Here is a 252-nt window from a genome sequence, read left to right as displayed (position 1 = left end):
CTGGCAGCACGGTGCCGCCGGTGAGTCACTGCTGCGTGCCCCCATGATCCTTGGGCACGAGGTCGTCGGCATCGTCACCCGTGCGGCGTCCGACGGTACGGGGCCCGCCGCGGGAACGCGCGTCGCCGTACACCCCGCGCCGCCGGCGGTCGAGTATGTCCGACCCCCGGTCGACCGCCCCAACATCGCGGGCGGTGGCTATCTCGGATCCGCCGCGCGGTTCCCGCACCGCGATGGCGCCTTCGCCCACAG

Annotated in this window: 1 protein-coding gene; it reads left to right on the top strand. The window is 74.2% G+C overall.

Features of this window, described 5'->3' with window-relative positions; genetic code table 11:
* Positions 1-252, top strand: a 252-nt coding sequence (locus SB754_RS21775; RefSeq protein WP_410784396.1) for an alcohol dehydrogenase catalytic domain-containing protein, incomplete at both ends; no start/stop codon positions are given.

Source organism: Leifsonia sp. SIMBA_070, assembly GCF_046534635.1.
Classification (GTDB): Bacteria; Actinomycetota; Actinomycetes; order Actinomycetales; family Microbacteriaceae; genus Leifsonia.
The sequence above is the reverse complement of the archived record's forward strand: the minus strand, read 5'-3'. Positions and strand labels throughout refer to the sequence as shown.